1 protein-coding gene is annotated in these 207 nt (G+C 58.5%); it reads left to right on the top strand.

What is annotated here, in order from left to right; all coding sequences use genetic code 11:
* Window positions 1-2 precede the first annotated feature (2 nt).
* The coding region (locus tag AC6LJ5_RS30390) for a transposase (protein WP_498142464.1) at window positions 3-207 on the top strand (205 nt) is incomplete at its 3' end.

Raw genomic sequence — 207 nt, 5'->3', positions numbered from 1 at the left:
AGATCATCGGGGTGCTGAAGGAGGCCGAGGCAGGGGCCAAGGTTGCCGAACTGTGCCGCAAGCACGGGATCTCGGAGGCCACTTACTACAACTGGAAGGCGAAGTTCGGCGGTATGACCGTTTCGGACGCCCAGCGACTGAAGGAGCTGGAGCAAGAGAACAACAAGCTCAAGAAGCTGTTGGCTGAATCGATGCTGGACAAGGCTG

It is taken from the genome of Achromobacter sp. 1011791174, from assembly GCF_059760925.1.
This window is presented reverse-complemented; position numbering and strand designations above follow the sequence as displayed.